At 69.4% G+C, this 22,480-nt stretch carries 18 protein-coding genes and 1 tRNA gene; 12 read left to right on the top strand and 7 right to left on the bottom strand.

The features are described from left to right. The first annotated feature begins 2 nt into the window (after positions 1-2). Positions 3-1,298 carry a DUF58 domain-containing protein gene (locus IU449_RS20025; protein WP_195003624.1) on the top strand — a complete coding sequence of 432 codons (1,296 nt, stop codon included), beginning with the start codon at positions 3-5 and terminating at the stop codon, positions 1,296-1,298. A 296-nt stretch (positions 1,299-1,594) separates the two neighbouring features. Here IU449_RS20025 and IU449_RS20020 read toward each other — a convergent pair whose 3' ends face one another. Next, the gene (locus IU449_RS20020) at positions 1,595-2,371 is read right to left on the bottom strand and encodes an RDD family protein (protein WP_195003623.1); all 777 of its coding nucleotides are present in this window, start codon (positions 2,369-2,371) and stop codon (positions 1,595-1,597) included. A 44-nt stretch (positions 2,372-2,415) separates the two neighbouring features. Between IU449_RS20020 and IU449_RS20015 the strand changes: the two genes are divergently transcribed. Continuing rightward, complete coding sequence (locus IU449_RS20015; RefSeq protein ID WP_228805210.1) at positions 2,416-3,600, top strand: stage II sporulation protein M; 1,185 nt, start codon at positions 2,416-2,418, stop codon at positions 3,598-3,600. Positions 3,601-4,325: 725 nt separating this feature from the next. Here IU449_RS20015 and IU449_RS20010 read toward each other — a convergent pair. Then, positions 4,326-6,482: an MMPL family transporter gene (locus IU449_RS20010; RefSeq protein WP_195003622.1), complete on the bottom strand. Its 2,157-nt coding sequence runs from the start codon at positions 6,480-6,482 to the stop codon at positions 4,326-4,328. Positions 6,483-6,572: 90 nt separating this feature from the next. Between IU449_RS20010 and IU449_RS20005 the strand changes: the two genes are divergently transcribed. Then, positions 6,573-7,241: a TetR/AcrR family transcriptional regulator gene (locus tag IU449_RS20005; protein WP_195003621.1), complete on the top strand. Its 669-nt coding sequence runs from the start codon at positions 6,573-6,575 to the stop codon at positions 7,239-7,241. Positions 7,242-7,280: 39 nt separating this feature from the next. On the opposite strand, the gene IU449_RS20000 is transcribed toward IU449_RS20005, so the two are convergent. The 3 genes from IU449_RS20000 to IU449_RS19990 form a co-directional block, all read right to left on the bottom strand. Further along, on the bottom strand, positions 7,281-8,048 hold the full coding sequence (locus IU449_RS20000) for an SDR family NAD(P)-dependent oxidoreductase (protein ID WP_195003620.1): 768 nt from the start codon (positions 8,046-8,048) through the stop codon (positions 7,281-7,283). Positions 8,049-8,057: 9 nt separating this feature from the next. Further along, positions 8,058-9,044: an exodeoxyribonuclease III gene (locus IU449_RS19995; protein WP_195003619.1), complete on the bottom strand. Its 987-nt coding sequence runs from the start codon at positions 9,042-9,044 to the stop codon at positions 8,058-8,060. 129 nt (positions 9,045-9,173) lie between these two features. Further along, positions 9,174-9,256, bottom strand: a tRNA-Leu gene (locus IU449_RS19990). A 264-nt stretch (positions 9,257-9,520) separates the two neighbouring features. Between IU449_RS19990 and IU449_RS19985 the strand changes: the two genes are divergently transcribed. The 8 genes from IU449_RS19985 to IU449_RS19950 all read left to right on the top strand — a co-directional run bounded on the left by IU449_RS19985 (position 9,521) and on the right by IU449_RS19950 (position 20,236). Continuing rightward, positions 9,521-11,041, top strand: coding sequence for an FhaA domain-containing protein (locus IU449_RS19985; protein ID WP_195003618.1), 1,521 nt, complete (start codon positions 9,521-9,523; stop codon positions 11,039-11,041). Between the two features lie 159 nt (positions 11,042-11,200). After that, positions 11,201-11,668: an FHA domain-containing protein FhaB/FipA gene (locus IU449_RS19980; protein ID WP_195003617.1), complete on the top strand. Its 468-nt coding sequence runs from the start codon at positions 11,201-11,203 to the stop codon at positions 11,666-11,668. Then, the gene (locus tag IU449_RS19975; RefSeq protein ID WP_195003616.1) at positions 11,665-13,212 is read left to right on the top strand and encodes a PP2C family protein-serine/threonine phosphatase; all 1,548 of its coding nucleotides are present in this window, start codon (positions 11,665-11,667) and stop codon (positions 13,210-13,212) included. The genes IU449_RS19980 and IU449_RS19975 overlap by 4 nt, the downstream gene beginning before the upstream one ends. Next, positions 13,212-14,687 carry an FtsW/RodA/SpoVE family cell cycle protein gene (locus IU449_RS19970; RefSeq protein ID WP_195003615.1) on the top strand — a complete coding sequence of 492 codons (1,476 nt, stop codon included), beginning with the start codon at positions 13,212-13,214 and terminating at the stop codon, positions 14,685-14,687. Before IU449_RS19975 ends, IU449_RS19970 begins: the two co-directional genes overlap by 1 nt. Next, positions 14,684-16,150: a peptidoglycan D,D-transpeptidase FtsI family protein gene (locus tag IU449_RS19965; RefSeq protein WP_195003614.1), complete on the top strand. Its 1,467-nt coding sequence runs from the start codon at positions 14,684-14,686 to the stop codon at positions 16,148-16,150. The genes IU449_RS19970 and IU449_RS19965 overlap by 4 nt, the downstream gene beginning before the upstream one ends. Before the next feature lie 35 nt (positions 16,151-16,185). Continuing rightward, positions 16,186-17,748: a protein kinase domain-containing protein gene (locus IU449_RS19960; protein ID WP_195003613.1), complete on the top strand. Its 1,563-nt coding sequence runs from the start codon at positions 16,186-16,188 to the stop codon at positions 17,746-17,748. Next, positions 17,745-19,664 carry a Stk1 family PASTA domain-containing Ser/Thr kinase gene (gene pknB, locus IU449_RS19955; RefSeq protein WP_195003612.1) on the top strand — a complete coding sequence of 640 codons (1,920 nt, stop codon included), beginning with the start codon at positions 17,745-17,747 and terminating at the stop codon, positions 19,662-19,664. Before IU449_RS19960 ends, pknB begins: the two co-directional genes overlap by 4 nt. 152 nt (positions 19,665-19,816) lie before the next feature. Next, entirely contained in the window at positions 19,817-20,236 is a 420-nt protein-coding gene (locus tag IU449_RS19950) for a CBS domain-containing protein (RefSeq protein WP_195003611.1), read from the top strand. A 27-nt stretch (positions 20,237-20,263) separates the two neighbouring features. Here IU449_RS19950 and IU449_RS19945 read toward each other — a convergent pair whose 3' ends face one another. Further along, the gene (locus IU449_RS19945; RefSeq protein WP_324188340.1) at positions 20,264-21,391 is read right to left on the bottom strand and encodes a dihydrofolate reductase family protein; all 1,128 of its coding nucleotides are present in this window, start codon (positions 21,389-21,391) and stop codon (positions 20,264-20,266) included. Further along, positions 21,388-22,032 carry an aminodeoxychorismate/anthranilate synthase component II gene (locus IU449_RS19940; protein WP_195003610.1) on the bottom strand — a complete coding sequence of 215 codons (645 nt, stop codon included), beginning with the start codon at positions 22,030-22,032 and terminating at the stop codon, positions 21,388-21,390. The genes IU449_RS19945 and IU449_RS19940 overlap by 4 nt, the downstream gene beginning before the upstream one ends. Positions 22,033-22,140: 108 nt before the next feature. Between IU449_RS19940 and crgA the strand changes: the two genes are divergently transcribed. Beyond that, complete coding sequence (crgA, locus tag IU449_RS19935) at positions 22,141-22,404, top strand: cell division protein CrgA (protein WP_195003609.1); 264 nt, start codon at positions 22,141-22,143, stop codon at positions 22,402-22,404. Positions 22,405-22,480 lie beyond the last annotated feature (76 nt).

The following is a 22,480-nucleotide window of genomic DNA, read 5'->3' as shown; positions in this document are numbered from 1 at the left end:
CCGTGGTCGTCAGCGGTCGACTGGTCACGGTGGCGGCGCTGCTGGCGCTCGGCGTCGCGCTCGTGCTGCCCTCCTGGATCGGCATCGTGGCGGCCACCGCGCTGCTGGTGGCGCTGGCGTGCGCGGATCTGGCCGCACTCGCGCGGCCAGATGACCTCACGCTGTCCAGGCAGGCGATGACCACCGTCCGGCTCGGCCGCGAGGCCGACATCGAACTGACCGTGCTCAACACCGGCACGCGCACCGCGCGGGGCATGCTGTGGGACGACTGGCCCGACAGCGCGGGTGCCGGGCATCGGACCCGCCGCTTCGACTTGACGCCGAACACCGCGCTGCGACTGCGGACCACGCTGACCCCGCGCTACCGCGGTGATCGTGTCGCCGGTCCGGTCACGATCCGGCTGTTGGGCCCGTTCGGCCTGGCGGGCAGGCAGTTCCGGCGCACGGCCGAGGCCAGGCTGCGCGCGCTGCCCGCCTTCCGCAGCGAGTATCTGCTGCGCTCGAAGGTCGCCCGGCTGCAACACCTGGAAGGCCGCAATGTCGCCAACACTCGCGGTCAGGGCAGCGAATTCGACTCCTTCCGCGAATACGTGGCCGGTGACGACGTGCGCTCCATCGACTGGCGCGCCACCGCCCGCGCCGACGATGTGCTGGTGCGGACCTGGCGTCCGGAACGCAATCGGCATGTGCTCATGGTGCTCGACACCGGTCGGATCGCCGCGGGCCGCGTCGGGGACGGCACCCGTCTCGACGCCGCCATCGAGGCCGCGCTGCTGCTGGGCGGACTGGCCGCCGCGGCCGGTGACACCGTCGACCTACTCGCCTACGACCGCGCGGTGCGCGCCGAGGTGCGCGGCGCGGCGGGCAATCGTCTGCAGCCCCAGCTCATGCACGCCCTGGCCGGCGTGGTGCCCGCCATGATCGACACCGACAGCGCGGGCTTGGTCCGCGCGGCCCTGGAACGTGCCAGGCGGCGCTGCCTGGTCGTCCTGTTCACCGGCCTGGATGCCGCTGTGGTGGAGGAGAATCTGCTCCCCGTGCTCCCGGTGCTGGCCCATCGTCACCGGGTACTGGTGGTGTCGGTGGTCGATCCGGAGATCGCCGAGGCCGCCGCCGCCCGGGACAGCCTCGGCGACCTCTATCTCGCCGCCGCTGCCGAGTCCGCGCTCGCCGAGCGGTCGCTGGTGCAGGAATCGTTGCGGCGTAAGGGCATCGACGTGGTGTCGGCGTCACCCGATCGGCTGCCGAACGCGCTGGCCGACGCGTATCTGGAGCTCAAGAAGTCCGGCTCGTTATGAGACGCGCTGTCCGTGCCACCCTGTGCCGTACCGGAATACGACAGCCGCGCGATGTCGCGCGCCACCGTGTGACGACCGTCGGCACCCCACCGGGTCCGGGTCCGGGTCCGGGTCCGGGTCCGGGTCCGGAGGCATTGTCGGACCGCCGCGCCGGGGACCCGTCCACGCGCCCCGAGCGGACGGGGCACTCGCGAGGGCCGAAGCGGTGGCAGCCGGACGGGCCGTCGCGACGATCCGGGCTGTCCGCACCACCCGGGCGACCACGGGGGCACAGGCAGCCGGAGCGGCTCGGTCGATCAGAACGTCCGGAGCAGTCCCGGGCCGCCGGGGGTCAACGCGCGCCGCTGGCGTTCGGCGAGGATCGCGCCGAGAATCTGCACCGGTGGGTACCCCGGTGGCCGGGCCACGGGCAGCCGGGCACAGACCGCCTCGGTCAGCTGGTGGCCGAGGCTGTCCTGTGCCTGCGGGGTGAGGGTCGGCAACCGGGTGAGGTACTGACGCACGGCGAGCCCGAGATCCTCCGGGATGCCGGACAGATCCAGACGCGCCGCCCAGTCGGACAGCCAGGGTGGCGTACGGGCCATCGCGGGAGCGGGCAGCGGCGCCTCGGCGTGCACGACCACGGTGCCCGCGAGCACATCGCCGACCCGGCGGGCCGAAGGCGAACACAGCGAGGTGAGCAGCGCGATCACGCCGAAACCGCCGAACATCCAGAAATCGACGATCGCGCCCGCCAGCCCGCGGGTGACCGCGTGCCGGAAGTCGATCGGTCCGCCGTCGGCGCGCAGCACCCGCAGGCCCAAGGCGGCCTTGCCGGGGGTCCGTCCGCGCATCAAGGTCTCGCAGGCGACCGGGTAGCCGACCAGCACGGCGACGATGATGACGATGGTGGCGGTATCCAGCCAGGCGGAATCCACGCCACTGTCGACCACGAGGACGGCGAGGGCCAGGAACAGCCCGAAGGCGCACGTCACCTGGACCACCACGTCGATGAGGAACGCGGCAGCCCTGGTGGGGATGCGGGCGATCGGAAGCTCGAGGGCGACCGCTTCGCCGGTGGTGAATTCAGCCATCTCGTCAGCATTCTCTCGACCGGCGGCAGTGGAAGGCAACCGACATGGACGTAGACGCCTACAGTTACGCACACCGGCGGGCCTGGTTCCGACTCGACCAGCTCGCGCGCAAGCGCAAGCTCAGCGGGGCCGAGGCCGACGAACTGGTCGTGCTCTACCGGCGGACCTCCCAGCAGCTGGCGCGCCTGCAGACGCACAGCCCGGATCCCCAGCTGGTGGCGGGATTGAGCGCGATTCTGACCAGGGCGCGGGTCCGGGTGGCAGGCACCAGGTCAGATACCTGGGCTCAGATCGGCCTGTTCTTCAGCCACACTTTCCCGGCGGCGGTATACCGGGCCTGGCCGTGGTGGGCCGGGGTGGCGGCGACATTCCTCGCGGTGGCCGCGGGTCTGGGCAGCTGGATCGAAGGCTCGGGCCGGGCCAGGGAGTTCTTCGGCGTCCCGGACGACCACGAGGCGCTGACCGCGCCGGGCGGCGCCTTCGAGACCTACTACACCGAACATCCGAACGACGCCTTCGCCGCGCAGGTATGGACCAACAACTCGTGGGTGGCCGCGATCGCCCTGTTCACCGGCGTGCTGATCCTGCCCGCGGTGTACCTGCTGTTCATGAACGCGCTGAACGTCGGTATCAGCGCGGGCCTGATGGCCGACGCGGGCAGGCTGGACGCGTTCTTCGGGTTCATCCTCCCGCACGGCACGCTGGAACTGACGGCGGTGTTCGTGGCAGGCGGCGCCGGACTGCAGTTGGGCTGGACACTGATCGATCCGGGCCGGCTCGGGCGGCTGGAAGCGGTGGCGCGGCAGGGCCGGACGACCGCGGCGATCGCGCTGGGGCTGGTGGTCGTGCTGTTCGTCTCCGGCCTGCTGGAGGGCTTCGTGACCCCCAGCGGGTTGCCCGCGCCGGTGCGGGTGGCGATCGGCTTCCTGGCCGAGGCGTTGTTCCTCGCCTACGTCTTCGTGCTGGGCCGCCGCGCGACGCCGGCTTCGCCTGGCGCGGGCGCGCGCGCTGCGATCGATGCGCACGCCGCCGTGCCGGGTTCTTCCCGTACGGCGATCGACGCAGGCGCGGTCAGCGCGGGCACAGTCAGCACGGGCACGGGCAGCGCGGGCACGGGCAGCGCGGGCGTGATCGCCGCGCGGTGGGGTCTGTCGAGTGCGGCTGTCTCGGCTTCGGATGTCGGCGAGATGAACGAGCAGACAACGGTGAGCACACCGGGTCCGCGATGAGGCGGGATAATAAACAGCAACCGCGTCCTGCTAATTAGCTCGCGGCGTCCCCCATTTGAGTTCCGCTGGCCGCAGCGAGTCCAGCTCAGCTGCGGCCAGCGTTGCCGTTGACTCTACACAATCGTTACCCCCATGCAACCCCTTCTCGGCATTGTCAAACGGTTTGATCACGATCCAGTTAACCCTTGCCGAGCTTCCGTGACCCCACATTCAGCTAACCCTCAGCGCCTGCCGCGGCTGCCCGTTTCACGGCATCCGGCACAAGGTTGAACGTTTGCGCACCCGCACGCGCAGCGCCATGCCATAGACCTCTCCATGGACGCGAACGGAAATAGCCGTACCCAGCCGAGAAATTCGGTATGTCTGCCAATTGGCGTGTCTGCCAGGACTTTTGCGGACGATCGACGAGTTGCCGAAAGTTTCTGGGCCGAAAAAAGACTTGCAGTCTGTTTAAGCCGTGATTTCAGTCCCCACATACCGTTCGGACGGTTCACACATCACGTGCGCCGGTATTCCCGGAAGGTAACCAGTGACACCCCTCCCGAGTGCGAACCTTTCGCCTCAGCAGCACCCGCGCAACTGGATACCCAAACTGTGATCTTCGCTACATAGAAGCGGCGACCTGGGTTTTTGCGACCGCACGGCCGTGCCCGGCCGACCTTTCCGAGTCGGCCGGGCACTGGGTCACATCGCCGTTTCCACGGCTCACCATTCCGCGGCGGCGATCACGCTTCGGCCAAGCCGAACCGCGCGTGCACCAAACGCAACGGACGGGGCGCATACCAGGCCGCGCGGCCGAGCAGGCGCATGGTGACCGGAACCAGCACGCCGCGCACGAGGGTGGCGTCGATCAGAATCGCCAGCCCCGCCCCCAGTCCGAAGAATTGGATGAACCGCACGTCGCTGGTGACGAAGGCGAGGAAGCTGATGGAGATCAGCGCCGCCGCGGTCGTGACCAGCCTGCCGGTGCGCGCGACGCCCTCGACCACGGCCGTCTCGGTGCTCGCTCCGCCGTCGTGCAGTTCCTTGATCCGGCTGATCACGAACACCTCGTAATCCATCGACAGGCCGAAGGTGATGCAGAACAGCAGCAACAACATCGACACGTCCAGCGGCGCCGGAGTGAACCCGAGCGGACCCGACAGGAAGCCTTCCTGGAACACGAGCACCATCAGTCCCAGCGTGGCCGCCAGGCTCAGCGCGTTGGACGCCAGCGCCCGCAGCGGCTGGATCACGCTGCCGGTGAACAGGAACAGCAGCACGAAAGTGGTCAGCACGATCCAGGCGACGGCGGCGGGCAACCGGGAACCGATGGAGGCCAGACTGTCTCGCAGTTCGGCCGCCTCACCGCCGACCAACGCGGTGGTCCCGGCGGGCGCGGGCACGGCGCGCACTCGGTCGACCAGTTCACGGACCTCGGAGGAATCGCGGTCGAGATCGGTGCGCACGTCCAGCCGCTGGGCGTCGGGGCGGGCGAAGCGCAGATCCGCCGGAGAGGTCGCGACCAGCGCGCCGTCGGCGAATGTCCCGGCGGCGGAATCGACCTGGCCGACCCGGTCCACCCGGGAGAGCGCGGCGGCGTAGTCGGCCAAGGGCTGCCCGGTGACCGGTGACGCGATCACCACCGCGAGCGCGCCCGACTCCCCGCCGCCGAACTCCTCGCGCATCGCGTCGCCGACCTGCCTGACCTCGGTGGCGGTGGGCAGCACCCGATCGTCGGGCGTGCCGAAGCGCACCCCGAGCAGCGGCGCGGCGGCCAGCAGCAGGATCAGCACCACCGGCACGCCGGTGAGCAGCGGCCTGCGCATCGCCGTGCGCGCCACGCGGGCCCACGACGGCGCCGCGTCTCCGCGCAGGCCACGCACGCGGGGGATCGGCAGTGCGTCGGAACGGTCGCCGAGCACGGTCAGCAGCGCGGGCAGGGTGAACACCGCGGCGACCGCGGAGATCGCCACCACGCCGATGCCCGCGTACGCGAAGGAGCGCAGGAAGTACTGCGGGAAGATCACCAGCGAGGACAACGCCGCCACCACGGTCGCGGCGCTGAACGCGATGGTGCGCCCCGAGGTCGACACCGCCAGGACGACCGCCTCCCCGGTGGGCGCTCCGTCGGCCCGGCGCTCACGGAAGCGGCTGACCATCAACAGCCCGTAGTCCACAGCCAGCCCCAGCCCCAGCGCCGTGGTCAGGTTGACCGCGTAGATCGAGACATCGGTGAGCGATCCGAGCACCGACAGTTCGGCGAAGGTGCCCAGGATCGCGATGCCGCCGGTGAGCAGGACGAGCAGGGCCGCGATCACATTGCCGAAGGCCAGCACGAGCAGCGCCAGGATGATCGGCACCGCGATCCCCTCGGCCAGGCCGAGATCCTTGCCGATCTGCGAGCTGATGGCGTGGAAGGTCGGATCGAAGCCGCCTACCTGGACTCGGGCGACCGGCCCGTCGCCGCGATAGTGGGCGATGATCTGCTCGGCGTGCTCGGAGGCCTCCGCCTCCGGGTTGCCCGCCAGGATCACCGCCGCGGCCCCGTCGGTGGATCGCATCGCGGGGGCACCGGTCTCCCAGTAGGACACGATGTCGGTGAGCCGGGCGTCGGCCCGGAGTTCCTGGGTGAGGTCGCGGCCGAACTCGGCCACCTCGGCGCTGTCCACATCACCGTTGCCCGCCCGGACCAGGAACACATAGTCGGTGCCCGCGCCGTAGTGCTCGGTGAGTGCCGCGGCCGCCCGGCTGGCCTCGGCGCCGGGATCCTCTTGGCCGCCCGAATCCATCTTCGAGAAGGCGGTGACGCCCAGCGCCGCGCCGGCGACGAGCGCGAGAACGCTGGCGACGAGGATCCAGCGGGCTCGCCGGACGATGAATCTGCCCAGGGTGTCGAACATCTCGAGCCTTTCGATCGGATATGTTTACGTGTGACAACTTTGCAGGCGTTAACTTGCCACCACATGTGCACAGGTGTCAACATCGAAAAGGTGACGACTTCCGAAAAGGCACGCCCCTACCACCATGGAGACCTACGGAACGCCCTGGTCACAGCCGCTGCGGAACTCGCGGAGACCGGCGGCCCGGAGGCGGTCACTGTGCGCGCGGCGGCCCGGCGTGTCGGCGTCACGCCCACCGCCGCCTACCGGCATTTCACCAATCACGAGGAGTTGCTCGACGCCGCGCAGGAGCAGGCGCAGCAGACCCTGTTCGCGGCCATGGGCGAGGTGCTCGCCGGGCTGGCACCCGAGGCCGACGCGGTGGCCCGGCTCTCGGCGATCGGGCACGGCTACATCACCTTCGCCCAGCGCGAGCCCGGCCTGTTCCGCACCGCGTTCTGCAGCAAGCCCGAACCCACCGGCCCCGGCGAATGGAACGCCCCCGCCTTCAAGCTGCTCTCGGCGGTGCTCGACGAACTGGTCGAGATCGGCTTCACCGATCCAGCGCACCGGCCCGACGCCGAATACGCCGCCTGGGCCGCGGTGCACGGGATGGCCTCGCTCATCGTCGACCGGGCGGTCAGCCATCTGACCGCGGACGAACGCGCGGCCGCCATCGCCCGCACCCTGGACCTGGTGCGCTTCGGCCTGGCGACCGGACCGAACGCCTCGGCGCTGCTGGCCGCGGCGGCGCCGGTCGGACGAACGCGAAACGGGTGACCCCGCGGCGGCGGAATCACCCGTGGCTCGTCGGCGGACTCACATGAGCGCGCCGCCGTCGACGCGAATCTCACTGCCGGTCATGTAGCGGCCGTCGTCGGAGGCGACCATCGCGACCACGCCCGCGATGTCCTCCGGCGAGCCGAGCTTGCCGCCGTCGAGCCAGCCGACCTGGCGGGCGTAGAGACTGAAATCGGCCCCGTCGGGCTGATCCATGATCGATTTCGTGGTGATCCCGCTGGTGATGCCCGCGGGCACGATGTTCACCGCGCGCAGACCGTCCTTGGCGTACTCCAGCGCGATGGCGTGGGTGAAAGCGTTGACGCCGCCCTTGGAGGCCGCGTAGGCCGCGAGGTAGGGCGCGGCGCTGAAGGCCGAGGTGGAGGAGAGATTCACCACCACTCCGCGCCCGGACTCCACCAGCGCGGGCAGCGCGGCCTGCGTCACCAGGAAAGTGCCGGTGAGGTTCACGGTGATGACCTGGTTCCACGCCTCGAGCGGCATTTCGTGGGTGCGGGCCGGCTTCAGGATGCCCGCGGCGTTGACCAGGACGTCGAGTCCGCCGAGGAATTCGCGCGCGCTCGCGAGGGCGGCGGCCACCGATTCCGGGGCGGTGATGTCGATGTGCACCGACCGCAGCCGGTCGGCGTCCTCGCCCGCCTTCTCGGCGGTGAGCTCCAGCCCGGCGGAGTCGATGTCGGCGGCGACCAGCTGCGCGCCCTCCGCCAGCAGCCGCAGGGCGATGCCCTGTCCGATGCCCGAGCCCGCACCGGTGACCAGGACGCGACGACCGTCGTATCTACGCATGAGGAAAAACTAGAACAGGTTATCGTCCAGGGCAACAGTGCGACGAATGTCACGCTCGCCCCCCGCCCGGTTCCCGAGGGCCGTCAGGTCGTAGTCCACGACCACCGGCGCGTGATCGCTGATCCGGCGGTCCGGCGCGGGGTCGCGATCGGTTCCCGCACGGACCGAGGCGCGCGCGAGGGCCGGCGTCGCGAGGTGGTAGTCGATGCGCCAGCCGACGTCCTCGGCGAAGGACCGCCCGAGCCAGGACCACCACGAATACGGTCCGTCGCTGCCCGGATGGTGCAGACGCACCACATCGACGAGGGTGCGCGCGGACAGGATCGAGTCGAACCACGCCCGCTCTTCGGGCAGGTACCCCTCGACCTGATTGCTTCGGCGCCAGTTCCGCACATCGTGCCGGGTGTGCGCGATATTGAGGTCACCCATCAACAGCAGCTCCCTGCCCTGCGCACGAGCGGTGCGCCGCGCCCTGGTGAGCTGACGCGCGTACGCGTCGAGGAATCGCATCTTGCGGTGATAGCGGGCACCCCCGTCCGGCGCCTCCCGCATCCGGCCCGGCTTCTGCAGGTGCGCGGGCAACCCGCCCTTGGGCAGATACAGCGACGCCACGGTGATCGGCGCGTCCGCGAGCTCGACCTCGACATAGCGGCCCTGATCGGCGAACTCGCGCAGCCCCCGCGCCAACGGGACCGGGTCGAGGTCCACCGTGTCGACGTGATCGCCACCGGGTTCCCGCAGCAGCGCCGTGCCGCTCCACGAACGCACCGCCCGCGGCGGGTGGCGGGTCAAAATCGCGACGCCGTTGCGTCCTGGCACCGTTCCCTGCTCGTAGGTGAGGTGGTACGCACCGAACACTCCGGCCGGAATCGCCGCGGCGGAAGCACGGACCTCCTGCAACGCGACCACATCGGGTGCTCGGTCACGCAACCACCGCTCGAACCCACGGCGCTGCGCCGCACGAATCCCGTTGATGTTGAAGGTCGCGATGCGCACGATCGGCGAGTCTAGATTCGATATGTCCGGCTTCCCGAGGCGGTGCCCGATCGGGCCGGAACGCAGATGAGGCCGGGACCTCGGTGGGTTCCCGGCCTCATCTCTCACAGTTCACCGAACTGCTCTCTGTGGGCGAAGGGGGACTTGAACCCCCACGTCCTTTCGGACACTGGCACCTGAAGCCAGCGCGTCTGCCATTCCGCCACTCGCCCGAGCGACTCGAAGACAGTAACACGCCGATCTGTGAGACATGAAATCGGCAGCTCAGCGATGGTTGTACGGTCCTGTGTGCGGCCCGAACGACGATACGGGAACCCTGTGGGGTTTCCGTGAGTTACCGATGTAGCGAATCAGCGGTGCCGGTTCGCGGATATCATGCAGTGGACGTGGCCGTTCGACGACACGCCCGATGCGCGTGTCGTTGTTATCAAGCTGGGAATGACCGAAGGAAGACGCTCACCGAAGGGAGGCCGGCAATGGGCATCGTTTCACGGTTCGAGCGTCGTCTGCAGGGCGCCGTGGGTGACGTGTTCGCCCGGGTCTTCGGAGGCAGCGTCGTGCCCCAGGAAGTCGAGGCTGCGCTGCAGCGCGAAGCCGCCGACAACGTGCAGGACGTAGGTGGCGGTCACCTGTTGGCCCCCAACAGCTATGTGATCACCATCAACTCCGCCGACCACCAGCAACTGGACGCCGACCACGACCTCACGACCCGCGCGTTCGCCAAACATCTCCAGGACTACATCCGTGATCAAGGGTGGCAGACCTACGGCGAAGTACACGTAGCGTTCGAGGCATCACCTACGCTGCACACCGGACAGTTCAGGGCGAGCGGCCGCGTCGATCCGGACGTCGGTCGCCGGGGCTCCCCGGCCCCGAGCCCAGAACCCACGCCACAACGACCTGCACACCCGCACCCAGGAGCTGGCCCCATGACGCAGAACTCTGGCTACGACCCGAGCCGTGAGCCCGCGGAGTCCGATCCACGTAATCGCGGGTACGCTCCGCCGCCCGCGGGCCGTCCCGCCGTCGGCCCGAACGGCGCATACCCCGACGAGTACGGCCGCGGTGGCGCGCCGTACGGCGGCGGCGATTACCGCGCGCCGGAGTCCGGTCAGGGATACGGCGAATACCAGAACGGCTACGACTACCAGCAGGGTGGCGATTACCAGCAGGGCGCCGACTACCAGCAGGGCGGCGCACCCGGCTACGGACAGCAGGGCGGCGGTTACGGTCGGCCCGGCTACGGCGACCAAGGCTACGGCGACCAGGGCTACGAACAACCGGGATACGGCGGCGACCAGGGCTACGCCCAGGGCGGCGGCCAGCAGGCCTATGCCGATCCCGGCTACGGCCAGCCGGGGGCGGGCCAGCCGGGCGCCGGCCAGCCGGGCTACGCCGATCCGGGCGGTTACGGGCAGGGTGCGGGTTACGGCGGTCAGCAGGGCGGCTACGGCGACCAGGGGTACGCCGAGCCCGGCTACGGTCAGGGGCAGAGCGCGCCCGGCTACGGCCAGCCCGGCTACGGCGATCCGGGCTACCGCGATCCCGGTTACGCCGAACCCGGTTACGGTGCCGACGAGCCGGGCGCCGGTTACGGCCAGCCCGCTCCGGCTCCCGCGCCGGGCGGCGGCTACCCGCAACAGCCGGGCTACGGCCAGCAGGCCGGCTATGCCGCGCCCGCCTACGGCGGCGCCCCCGCCGCCGGTTCCGGCTACTCGGCCACCCTTCAGCTCGACGACGGCAGCGGCCGCACCTACCAGCTGCGCGAGGGTTCGAACATCATCGGCCGTGGTCAGGATGCGCACTTCCGGCTGCCCGACACCGGCGTCTCGCGTCGCCATATCGAGGTCCGCTGGGACGGCCAGACAGCCATGCTCTCCGATCTCGGCTCGACCAACGGCACGTTGGTCAACGGGTCACCGGTGCAGGACTGGCAACTCGCCGACGGCGACGTGATCCGGGCCGGACATTCGGAGATCCTGATCCGGATCGTGTGATCCCGTAAGCTCGCGGTCATCGAAAATCGGCCGACAGCCCTATGATGCTGCCTACGCGCGGCTCCGCACGGAGCCTCGCGGCAAGCAGTTGTGTGGGGGTCGGCCGATCCGCACCGATGGCACCGGAATACCCAAGGTCGAAGCAGGAGGTGGAACGCCGTGCAGGGATTGATCCTGCAACTGACCCGCGCGGGGTTCCTGCTGTTGCTGTGGCTGTTCGTCTGGGCGGTGCTGCGGACTCTGCGCAGCGACATCTACGCGGCATCCGGCATTCGGATCCAGCCCAGGGCCGCGCGCGGTTCCGCGGTGCTGCCATCCCTGCGTCGAGGCCAGAAGGGCGCCAAATATCTTGTGGTGACTCAAGGTTCACTCGCCGGCACCCGCATCACGCTCAGCACCCAGCCGGTGCTGATCGGACGTGCGGACGACTCGACGCTGGTACTCACCGATGACTACGCCTCCACCAGGCACGCACGACTCTCGCCGCGGGGTGACGACTGGTACGTCGAGGATCTCGGCTCGACCAACGGCACCTATCTGGATCGCGCGAAAGTCACCACCGCCGTCCGCGTTCCGCTCGGTACTCCGGTCCGGGTCGGTAAGACAGTGATCGAGCTCCGACCGTGACACTTGTTCTCCGCTACGCAGCGCGCAGCGACCGCGGTCTCGTCCGAGGCAACAACGAGGATTCCGTCTACGCCGGCGCGCGGCTGCTCGCTCTCGCCGACGGCATGGGCGGACACGCGGCGGGCGAGGTCGCCTCGCAGCTGATGATCGCCGCGCTCGCCCACCTCGACGACGACGAACCCGGCGACGATCTGCTCGGCAAGCTCGATCGCGCGGTGCGCGAGGGCAATGCCGCCATCGCCGATCAGGTCGAGGAAGAACCCGAACTCGACGGCATGGGCACCACGCTCACCGCCGTTCTGTTCGCGGGCAAGAAACTCGGCCTCGCCCACATCGGCGACTCCCGCGCGTATCTGCTGCGCGGCGGCGAACTGAACCAGATCACCAGGGACGACACCTTCGTGCAGTCGCTGGTCGACGAGGGCCGGATCACCGCCGAGCAGGCGCACACCCATCCGCAACGGTCGCTGATCATGCGCGCGCTCACCGGCAACGAGATCGAGCCCACGCTCATCATGCGCGAAGCCCGCGCCGGTGACCGCTACCTGCTGTGCTCGGACGGGCTGTCGGACGTGGTGAGTGACGAGACCATCGCCAACACCATGCGCGAGGGCACCACCGACGAGTGCGCCGACCGGCTCATCGAACTAGCGCTGCGCAGCGGCGGACCGGACAACGTCACCGTCGTGGTCGCCGATGTCATCGATCTGGACTACGGACAGAGTCATCCGATCGTCGCGGGCGCCGCCTCGGGCCAGGACGACGACACCCCGCCGCCGAACACCGCCGCGGGCCGGGCCGCCGCCATGCGCCCGCCGCGCGCCACTCCGCCGCGTCGCGCCGCCACCCCGGCCGAACCGCCGCCGCCCGCGAAATCGCACAAGCTGCGCTGGGTGTTGCTGGCGATCGGCCTGATCGTCGCGGTCGTCGCCGGTCTGCTGGTGGGCTACAAGATGATCCGCAACAACTACTACGTCGGCGCGGACGACGGCCAGGTGGTGATCCTGCGCGGTCTGCCCGGCTCGATCTTCGGATACTCGCTGCACGAGGTCCACACCGTGGGCTGCGTGAACCCCGACGGCGAGCTGACCACGCTCGCCCCCGGTGAGCCGCTGCCCGCCGAGTGCCGCAAGCTGCGCGTCGACGATCTCGTCCAGACGGGCCGGGACAAGGTCGAGGCCGGCCTGCCCCCCGGTTCGCTGGACAAGGCGCAGGAGCAGATCAGCGTGCTCGCCGAGCACGAACTGCTGCCGCCGTGCCGCACGGAGCCCGCCACGCCCGCACCCGCCACGCCTGCCCCCGCACCCCCGGCGCCCGGGCAGCCCGGTGCGCCCACCGGCGAGCCGGCACCCGGCGGCCAACCGGTGCCCGGCGCACCGGCACCCGCGCCCGCCGAGCCCGCACCCACACCCGCACCGCCCGCATCCGAGCCCGCCCCCGCTCCTACCGCTCAGCCCGCGCCCGAGACCGGCGTTCCCACGCCTGCGGCGACTCCGGCGCCGAGCCCCCAGACCGCGGGGGAGAACTGCCGGGTGACGGACTGATGTCCGCACCGGCACCGCCGTCCGCCGGGGCCTTTCCGAGTCCGCCGGGTGGTTTCGCGCCGGCACCGCCGCCGTCGACCCGGCGCAATGTCGAATTGCTGCTGCTCGGATTCGCGGCTGTCCTGGTGACCGCCGCGCTGTTCTTGGTCGAAGCCAGCCAGGAACAGTCGATCACCTGGGACATCGCCAAGTACGGCGCGGCCTTCCTGGCTCTGTACGCGGTCGCGCACGTGGCGGTGCGCCGGTTCGCGCCCTTCGCCGACCCGCTGCTGCTGCCGATCGTGGCCGTACTCAACGGTCTCGGGCTGGTGCTGATCCATCGCCTGGACCTGGGCGCCGCGCAGGACGCGGTGTTCAACTCGGTGGCGATCCCCTCTCCCGACGCCAACCAGCAGATCCTGTGGACGGCGCTGGGCATGGTGGTGTTCGTCGCGGTCCTCGTGGTGTTGCGCGACTACCGCACGCTGGCCCGCTACAGCTACACCCTGGGCCTGATCGGCCTTGTCGCGCTGATGATCCCGGCGCTGCTGCCCGCGAGCATGTCCGAGATCAACGGCGCCAAGATCTGGATCAGGCTGCCCGGCTTCAGCGTGCAGCCCGGCGAGTTCGCCAAGCTGCTGCTCATCATTTTCTTCGCCTCGGTGCTGGTCTCCAAGCGTGATCTGTTCACCGTGGCGGGCAAGCACTGGCTGGGCATGGATTTCCCCCGTGCCCGCGACCTCGGCCCGATCCTGGCGGTCTGGCTGATCTGTATCGGGGTGCTGGTGCTGGAGAAGGACCTGGGCACCTCGCTGCTGATCTTCAGCACCGTGCTGGTGATGATGTACATCGCCACCGAGCGGGTGGGCTGGCTGATCATCGGATTCAGCTTGCTGCTGGCCGGTTTCGTCTTCGCCTACCAAGTCTTCGGGCATGTGAAGGTCCGCGTCGACACCTGGCTGGATCCGTTCGCCGACTACAGCAACACCGGTTACCAGATCTCCCAGTCACTGTTCGGACTGGCCACCGGCGGGCTGGCGGGCACCGGGCTGGGCAGCGGACGCCCGAACCAGGTGCCCTTCTCCAAGACCGACTTCATCGTCACCACCATCGGCGAGGAAATGGGACTGATCGGCCTGACCGCCGTGCTGATCCTGTTCCTGGTGCTGATCGTGCGCGGACTGCGCACCGCGCTCGCGGTGCGCGACAGCTTCGGCAAGCTGCTCGCCGCAGGCCTGGCCTTCACCTTGGCCATCCAGATCTTCGTGGTAGTCGGCGGTGTCACCAAGCTGATTCCGCTGACCGGCCTGACCACGCCGTTCATGTCCTACGGCGGCTCCTCGCTGCTGTCGAACTACGCGCTGCTCGCGCTGCTGATCAAGGTGTCCGACGCGGCCCGCGCCCCGGCTCCGGTGCGCAAACGCGAACCGGCCCCGCCGATCGCCGAGGCGCAGACCGAGATGCTCCGCCGTCCGGAGACGAGGCAACCGGAATGAACACACCACTACGACGGGTAGCGGTCGCGGTGATGGTGATGGTCGTCGCTTTGCTGATGAACGCCACCTACGTGCAGGTCATCAAGGCCGACGACTACCGCGACGACCCGCGTAACTCCCGGGTGCTGCTCGACGAGTACTCCCGCCAGCGTGGGCAGATCGCCGCGGGCGGGACGGTGCTGGCCTCCTCGATCGAGACCGACGACCGCTACAAGTACTTGCGCGTCTATCCGACCGATCCGCAGGCCTTCGCCCCGGTCACCGGGTACTACACGATGCAGAACGGCAGCGGCGGGCTCGAGCGCACCGAGGATCCGCTGCTCAACGGCTCCGACAGCCAGCTGTTCGGGCGCAGGCTCATCGACCTGGTCTCCGGTCGCGATCCGCGCGGCGGCAATGTGCTGACCACCCTCGATCCCGTCATGCAGCGAGTCGCCTACGAGCAGCTCACGGCGAAGGGCTACACCGGCTCGGTGGTGGCCATCGAACCGAGCACCGGCAAGATCCTGACCATGGTCTCCACCCCCAGCTACGACCCGAACGTGGTGGCCGGGCACGACGCGGCGCAGACCACCGCGGCGCTCGAGGAGCTCCAGTCCGATCCGGACAAGCCGATGCTCAATCGCGCCCTGTCGCAGACCTATCCGCCCGGTTCCACCTTCAAGGTCGTGGTCACCGCGGCCGCGCTGGCCAACGGCGTCGCCACCCCCGATACCCGGCTCACCGCCGCGCCCTCGATCACGCTGCCCGGCACGTCCACCTCGCTGGAGAACTACAACGGCAATCCGTGCGGCGGCGAGCCGACCACCACGCTGGCCAACGCGTTGCGACTGTCGTGCAACACCGCTTTCGTGGAGCTGGGCATCGATGTCGGCGCGTCCGCGCTCGAGGACACCGCGGCGGCGTTCGGCATCGGCGAGCACCCCGGTATCCCGCTGGATTGGTACGAGAGCACGCTGGGCAGCATCCCCGACGACGCGGCCCTCGGGCAGAGCAGCATCGGGCAGCGCGACGTGGCACTCACCCCGCTCGACAACGCGGTCATCGCGGCCACCATCGCCAACGGCGGGGTCCGCATGCAGCCGTACCTGGTGGACTCCAGGCAGGGCCCCGATCTGAGCGAACTGTCGCAGACCAAGCCGGTCTCGGTCGGGCAGGCGGTCAGCGCGGGCGTGGCCTCCCAGGTGACCGCCATGATGATCGAGTCGGAGAAGAACACGACCGGCGGCGGGCGGTCCGGCTACACCATCGCGTCCAAGACCGGCACCGCCGAGCACGGTTCCGATCCGCGAAACACCCCGCCGCACGCCTGGTACATCGCTTTCGCACCGGCGCAGAACCCGAAGATCGCCATCGCGGTCATCGTCGAGGACGGCGGCGATCGGTCGCTCGCGGCGACCGGCGGCTCGGTGGCGGCGCCCATCGCCAGGGCCGTGCTCGACGCCGGTCTGCAAGGGGGCTAGGAATTGAACGTGCGAGGAGAGGTTCGGGGGCCCCGATGCTGAACAACGGTGCGCTGATCGCCGACCGCTACCGACTGCAACGCCTGATCGCCACCGGTGGCATGGGCCAGGTCTGGGAAGCGCTGGATACGAGGTTGAACCGCCGGGTGGCGGTCAAGGTCCTCAAGGCCGAGTTCTCCGCCGACCCCACCTTCCGGCAGCGGTTCCGGACCGAGGCCCAGACCACGGCCCAGCTGAACCATTCCGGTATCGCCGGGATCTACGACTACGGCGAGACCTACGATCCGAGCGCGGGCGAGACCTCCTACCTGGTGATGGAACTGGTGCAGGGCGAGCCGCTCAACGCGGTGCTCAGCAGGCTCGGCAAGCTCTCGGTCAATCAGGGCCTGGACATGCTCGAGCAGACCGGCCGGGCGCTCGAGGCCGCGCACGCCGCTGGTGTCGTGCACCGCGACGTCAAGCCGGGCAACATCTTGGTGACGCCGACCGGTCAGGTGAAGATCACCGATTTCGGCATCGCCAAGGCGGTCGACGCCAGCCCGGTCACCAAGACCGGCATGGTGATGGGCACCGCGCAGTACATCGCGCCTGAGCAGGCCGTGGGCGAGGACGCCACCTCGGCCAGCGACGTGTACTCCCTCGGTGTGGTCGGCTACGAGGCGCTGGCGGGCAAGCGTCCGTTCACCGGCGACGGCGCCATCACCGTGGCGATGAAGCATGTGCGCGAGACCCCGCCGCCGCTGCCGCCCGATGTGCCGCCGAATGTGCGCGAGCTCATCGAGATCACTCTCGGCAAGGACCCGCAGCAGCGCTACGCCAGCGGCGGCGAGTTCGCCGACGCGGTGGCCGCGGTGCGCGCCGGACATCGTCCGCCGCCGCCCAGGGGCGCCACGGGGCCGGTGGAGGACGCCACCCAACTGTTGCCGCCCGGGCCGACGGTCGCGATTCCCACCGGTCAGGCCGACGGGCCGACAGTGCGCTACAGCCGGCCGGCGGCGGCCGCCGTAGGCGCGGGTGAGGCCGACGCGCCCGCCACCATGATGAGCGATCACAACGGGGGCAGGTACAACGGCACCGGGCCGAACGCCGCACCGAGCCACTACGGTCCACCCCCGCAGGGCGGCGGCCGGGCATGGACGAGCACGCAGAAGATGATGGCCGGGCTCAGCGTGGCCGCGCTCGTGCTGGCGGGCGCGGTGCTGTGGCTGCTCTTCGGCGGCGACACCAACCCGGATCCGAAGAGCCCGCCTGCTACCACGACGGTCGCGCCGCCGCAGCCCACCACAACCATCGCCGAACCGACCACCACGCGGTTCGTACCACCCGAGCCACCGCGGACCAGCGATCCGGAGCCGGTCACGACCATCCCCCAGCCGACCACCACAACCGTCGAGCCCACCACGACCACGGTGGCGCCGACGACCGAGACGCCGACGACGACCCAGGAGCCGACCCGGACGACGACCCGGCGCACGACCACCACTCGCACCTTGTTCCCGACTTTCGACCTACCATTCCCGGAGAATTCCGATTCCGGTGCCGGAGGTCCGACGGCCACTCCCAGCGCGCCCACCACACCTGAGCAAGGACAACAATGACGACCCCGAAGAATCTCTCGTCGCGCTATGAACTGGGCGAGATCATCGGATTCGGCGGGATGTCGGAGGTACACAAGGCCAGGGATCTGCGGCTGAGCCGTGATGTGGCGATCAAGGTGCTACGCGCGGATCTGGCCCGCGACCCCACGTTCTACCTGCGTTTCAAGCGCGAGGCGCAGAATGCCGCCGCGCTGAACCACCCCGCCATCGTCGCTGTCTACGACACCGGCGAAGCCGAGATCGACGGCGGCCCGCTGCCCTACATCGTGATGGAGTACGTCGAGGGCGACACCCTGCGCGACATCGTGCGCGGCAAGGGCCCGCTCGCACCCAGACGCGCCATGGAGGTCGTCGCCGACGTCTGCGCCGCGCTGGACTTCAGCCACAAACACGGCATCGTGCATCGCGACATGAAGCCGGCCAACATCATGATCAACCGGTCCGGCGCGGTGAAGGTGATGGACTTCGGCATCGCCCGCGCGATCGCCGACGCCGCCAACCCGATGACCCAGACCGCCGCCGTCATCGGCACCGCCCAGTACCTGTCCCCCGAGCAGGCCCGCGGTGAGACCGTGGACGCGCGCTCGGATGTGTACTCGGTCGGTTGCGTGCTCTTCGAGATCCTCACCGGTGAACCGCCGTTCAGCGGCGACTCACCGGTCGCGGTCGCCTACCAGCACGTCAAGGAGGATCCGCGGCTGCCCTCGCACGTACACCACGGGGTGCCGCGCGAACTCGATTCGATCGTGCTCAAGGCGATGAGCAAGAACCCGGCCAACCGATACCAGACCGCCGCGGAGATGCGCGCGGATCTGATCCGGGTGCTGGGCGGGCAGAGGCCGAGCGCGCCGATGGTGATGACCGACGAGGACCGCACCAGCTTCCTCGACGACGAAGCCCCCGCACCGCGCGGCTACCGGCACCATCCGAGCGAGGAGAACGGTGCCCCCGCCACCGCCGAACAGGAAGCCGCCGACCCGGCCGGTGGACGGCGGACCGCCTACCTGGCCTTCGGCGCCGCGGCGGTGCTGGCTGTCGCGTTCGCGCTGTTCTGGGTGTTCCTGGGTCCGGGCAGCAAGCCCGACCAGGTGGCTGTGCCCGACCTGTCGAACAAGACGTCGCAGCAGGCGCAGGACACCCTGCAACGGCTCGGTTTCTCGGTGGCGATCCAGCAGAAACCCGACAGCAAGGTCGCCGCGGGCAATGTCATCGCGACCCAGCCGCTGGGCGGTTCCCGCATCGACGAGGGCAGCACCGTGACCGTGCAGGTGTCCTCCGGACCAGCGCAGGTGCAGGTCCCCCGCCTGGACGGCTTGACGGTGGAGCAGGCGCAGCAAGAGCTCAACGCCGTCGGTCTGCGGATGGACCCGAACGTGGTGCGCAAGGAGTCCAGCGTCCAGGACATCGACTCGGTGATCGGGACCGAGCCCGCGGCAGGCTCGCGGGTCGACATCGATCAGGCGATCGTGGTGTGGGTCGGCAAGGGACCGGAGAAGGTCCGGGTACCCAGCGTGGTCGGCCAGGACATCAGTGTGGCCGAACCCAACCTGGTCGACAGCGCCGGCTTCAAGATCAGCATCGAGGAGGTCGATTCGGCGCGGCCGAAGGGCGAGGTGGTCGGCACCAACCCGGCGGGCGGCACCAGCGCCGATCGTGGCTCGACGGTGACCGTCCAGGTCTCCACCGGTGACAACATCACCATGCCGAGCCTGGTCGGGCTGACCCCCTCCCAGGCGGTGGACCGCCTGCGCCAGGCGGGGTGGACCGGCACCTCCGCGCAGATCAGCCAGTCCACGGTCGGCACCTTCGACACCGGCAGCGTGGGCCGCATCGTCAGCCAACAGCCGCAGGCCGGTTCGTCGGTCTCGAAAACCGGCACCATCACCATCACCACGGGTGTGCTCGGCCCACCCTGATCGCTCGGCCCTCTCCTCGCTCGGCCCGGCCACCCGATCGTTACCCGAATGACGGGCGCGATCGGGTGGCCGCGGCGTGAGAATGGGCAGGTCTTCGTCGGACGAGAAGACCGTCCGGACCAACACCCCCGCAGGGAAGAGGAGATGAACCCATGACCACAGCCAGGGACATCATGAAGCCCGGCGCACAGTGGATCTCCAAGAACGACACCGTTGAACACGCGGCCCAGCTCATGGCCGAGCTCAACGTCGGCTCGCTCGTCGTGGCCGACGAGAACGAGCGGATGTGCGGCATCATCACCGACCGCGACATCGTGCTGAAGTGCGTGGCTCGCGGCGGCTCGCCCGCCGAGACGCACGCCTCGGCGCTGTGTGAGGCGACACCGCGCTGGGTCTCGGCCGACGCCGATGTCGAGGACGTGCTCGACGCGATGGAGAATCATCAAGTCAAGCGGATGCCCGTGATCGACAACAAGCGGCTGGTCGGCATGATCAGCGAGGCTGACCTGGCCAGGAATCTCGACGACAACCAGCTCGGCGAATTCGTCACCGCGGTCTACGGCAGGCCGTAGCCGCTCCGATCCGCTCTCCGCAGCCGGTCAACCCAGGTCGAGGTGGCGATTCATCGCCATCGCCGCCTCGGCCAGCTCGGGGATCTCGACCACCTCGACGCCGTTGTCCCGCAGTTTCTCCACACCGACGCAATTGCCGACGAAGGTCGCGGGCTCACGCCAGGCGATGACCGCCCGGCCGATACCCGCAGCCAGAATGCGGTCGGCGCACGGAAGCCGGCTCGCGGTCGCGCGCTGCGAGCACGGTTCCAGTGTGCTGTAGATGGTGGCCCGCGCCAGGCGCGGATCGGCCGGATCGAGTTTGCCCAGCGCCGACTCCTCGGCGTGTACCTTCTCGTCGGTCTCGCGGGAGTATCCGGTGGCGATCTCCACACCGTCGGCGACGATCACCGCGCCCACCGAGAAGGCCGTCGGGCTGGGCGGGCACGCCTCGGCCAGCTCGATCGCCCGGCGCAGAAACCTCCGGTCCCGATCGGCGACGGATTCCGCACGCAGCAGATATCGCAGCACCGCCATATCGCCGACGCGGGTGATATCGGCCAGTACCGACCGTCGCTCGGGAAAGGCGGCCGGATCCACGAACCGCGGCGCGTTCGCAGCTCCCACGAGCAGCGGCGCGACGGCCAAGCGCAGTTCGTCGGCGAGATCACCGGCCAGGAACGCGGTGTGGATCCTGGTCCCGCCCTCCACCATCAATCTTTCGATTCCGCGCGCGCCCAGGTCGTCGAGCAGCGCGCCGAGATCGACCCGCGGGCCCAGCACGATCACCTCGGCCAGCCCGGACAGCGAATCACCGATCGCCGCGGCGCCCGCCTCGGTGGTGTAGACGAGTTTCACCCCGCCCTCGCGCCACACCCGCAGCCGCGGATCCAGCCTGCCGCTCGCGGTGACGGTGACCTTCGCCGGGAATTCCGTTCTGCCCGCCGCGAGCCGAGCGCGCCTGCGGGACTCGTCGGCCACGAGCAATCGTGGATTGTCCGAACGCAGGGTCTGGGCGCCGACCATGATCGCGTCGGATTCCGCGCGAAGTCGATCGACACGGTCGAAATCCGCGGCGTCGGAGAGCAGCAGACGGTGCGGGCTGTCGTCGTCGAGGTAGCCGTCAAGGCTCATCGCGGCCGAGAGCAGCACATACGGCCGGGCGGGTGCGCTCACCGCAGCACCAGCGACGCGACCTCCGCCTCCAGCTGCTCCACCAACCCCTCGGCCGGCCGCTCGCCGCACACGCCCAGCCAGTTCGCCAGCATTCGGTGCCCACCCTGGGTGAGCACCGACTCCGGATGGAACTGGACGCCGTGGATCGGCAGTTCACGGTGGCGCATCGCCATCACCACACCGGATTCGGTGCGTCCGAGCACCTCGATCTCGGTGGGCAGGGTGTCTTCGAGCACGGTCAGCGAGTGGTACCTGGTGGCGGTGAACGGGTCGGGAAGCCCGGCCAGCACGCCGGCGCCGATATGGAAGACCGAGCTGGTCTTGCCGTGCAGGAGTTCGGGAGCGCGGGTGACGGTGGCTCCGAATGCCTCGCCGATGGCCTGGTGTCCCAGGCACACGCCGAGCAAGGGGGTCCCGGTTGTCGCGCAGGCACGCACCAGATCGATGCTGGCGCCCGCACGGTCGGGGGTGCCGGGGCCCGGGCTGATGAGAATGCCGTCGAATTCGGCGGTCACGGCTCCGGCATCGGCGAGCCGGGGATCGTCGTTGCGCCAGACGACGACCTCGGCTCCCAGCTGGCCGAGGTACTGCACCAGGTTGAACACGAAGCTGTCGTAGTTGTCGACGACCAGAACACGCATGGCATCGACATTAGTGCAGGTTCGCCGGGGTGCCCCATCGATTACCTGTTGGGATAGCCTGGACAGCGACCGCCCTCCGGTCCACCGTACGCCGATACCGAGGATGTCATGCCGAAGTCGAAGGTCCGCAAGAAGGCCGATTACTCGATCAACCCCGCCAGCCGTACCCCGGTGAAGGTCAAAGCGGGCCCGTCGCCGGTCTGGTACGTCGCGATCATGCTCGGTTTCATGCTCGCCGGGCTGCTCTGGCTGCTGGTGTACTACCTGGCCGCCGAGCAGATCAGCTGGATGAACGACCTCAACGCGTGGAACTTCCTGATCGGCTTCGGCCTCATGGTGGTCGGTCTCATCATGACCATGCGCTGGCGCTGACCAGCGCCTCTTATCGCCGAGGTCGGTTAATTACACACGTGTCATTCATGCACACCCTGTGGATGAGCCTGTGGAC

The sequence above is a fragment of the Nocardia higoensis genome, from assembly GCF_015477835.1.
GTDB classification, from domain to species: Bacteria; Actinomycetota; Actinomycetes; order Mycobacteriales; family Mycobacteriaceae; genus Nocardia; species Nocardia higoensis_A.
Note: the sequence above shows the minus strand (reverse complement) of the source record. Positions and strands in the feature narration are given on the sequence as shown.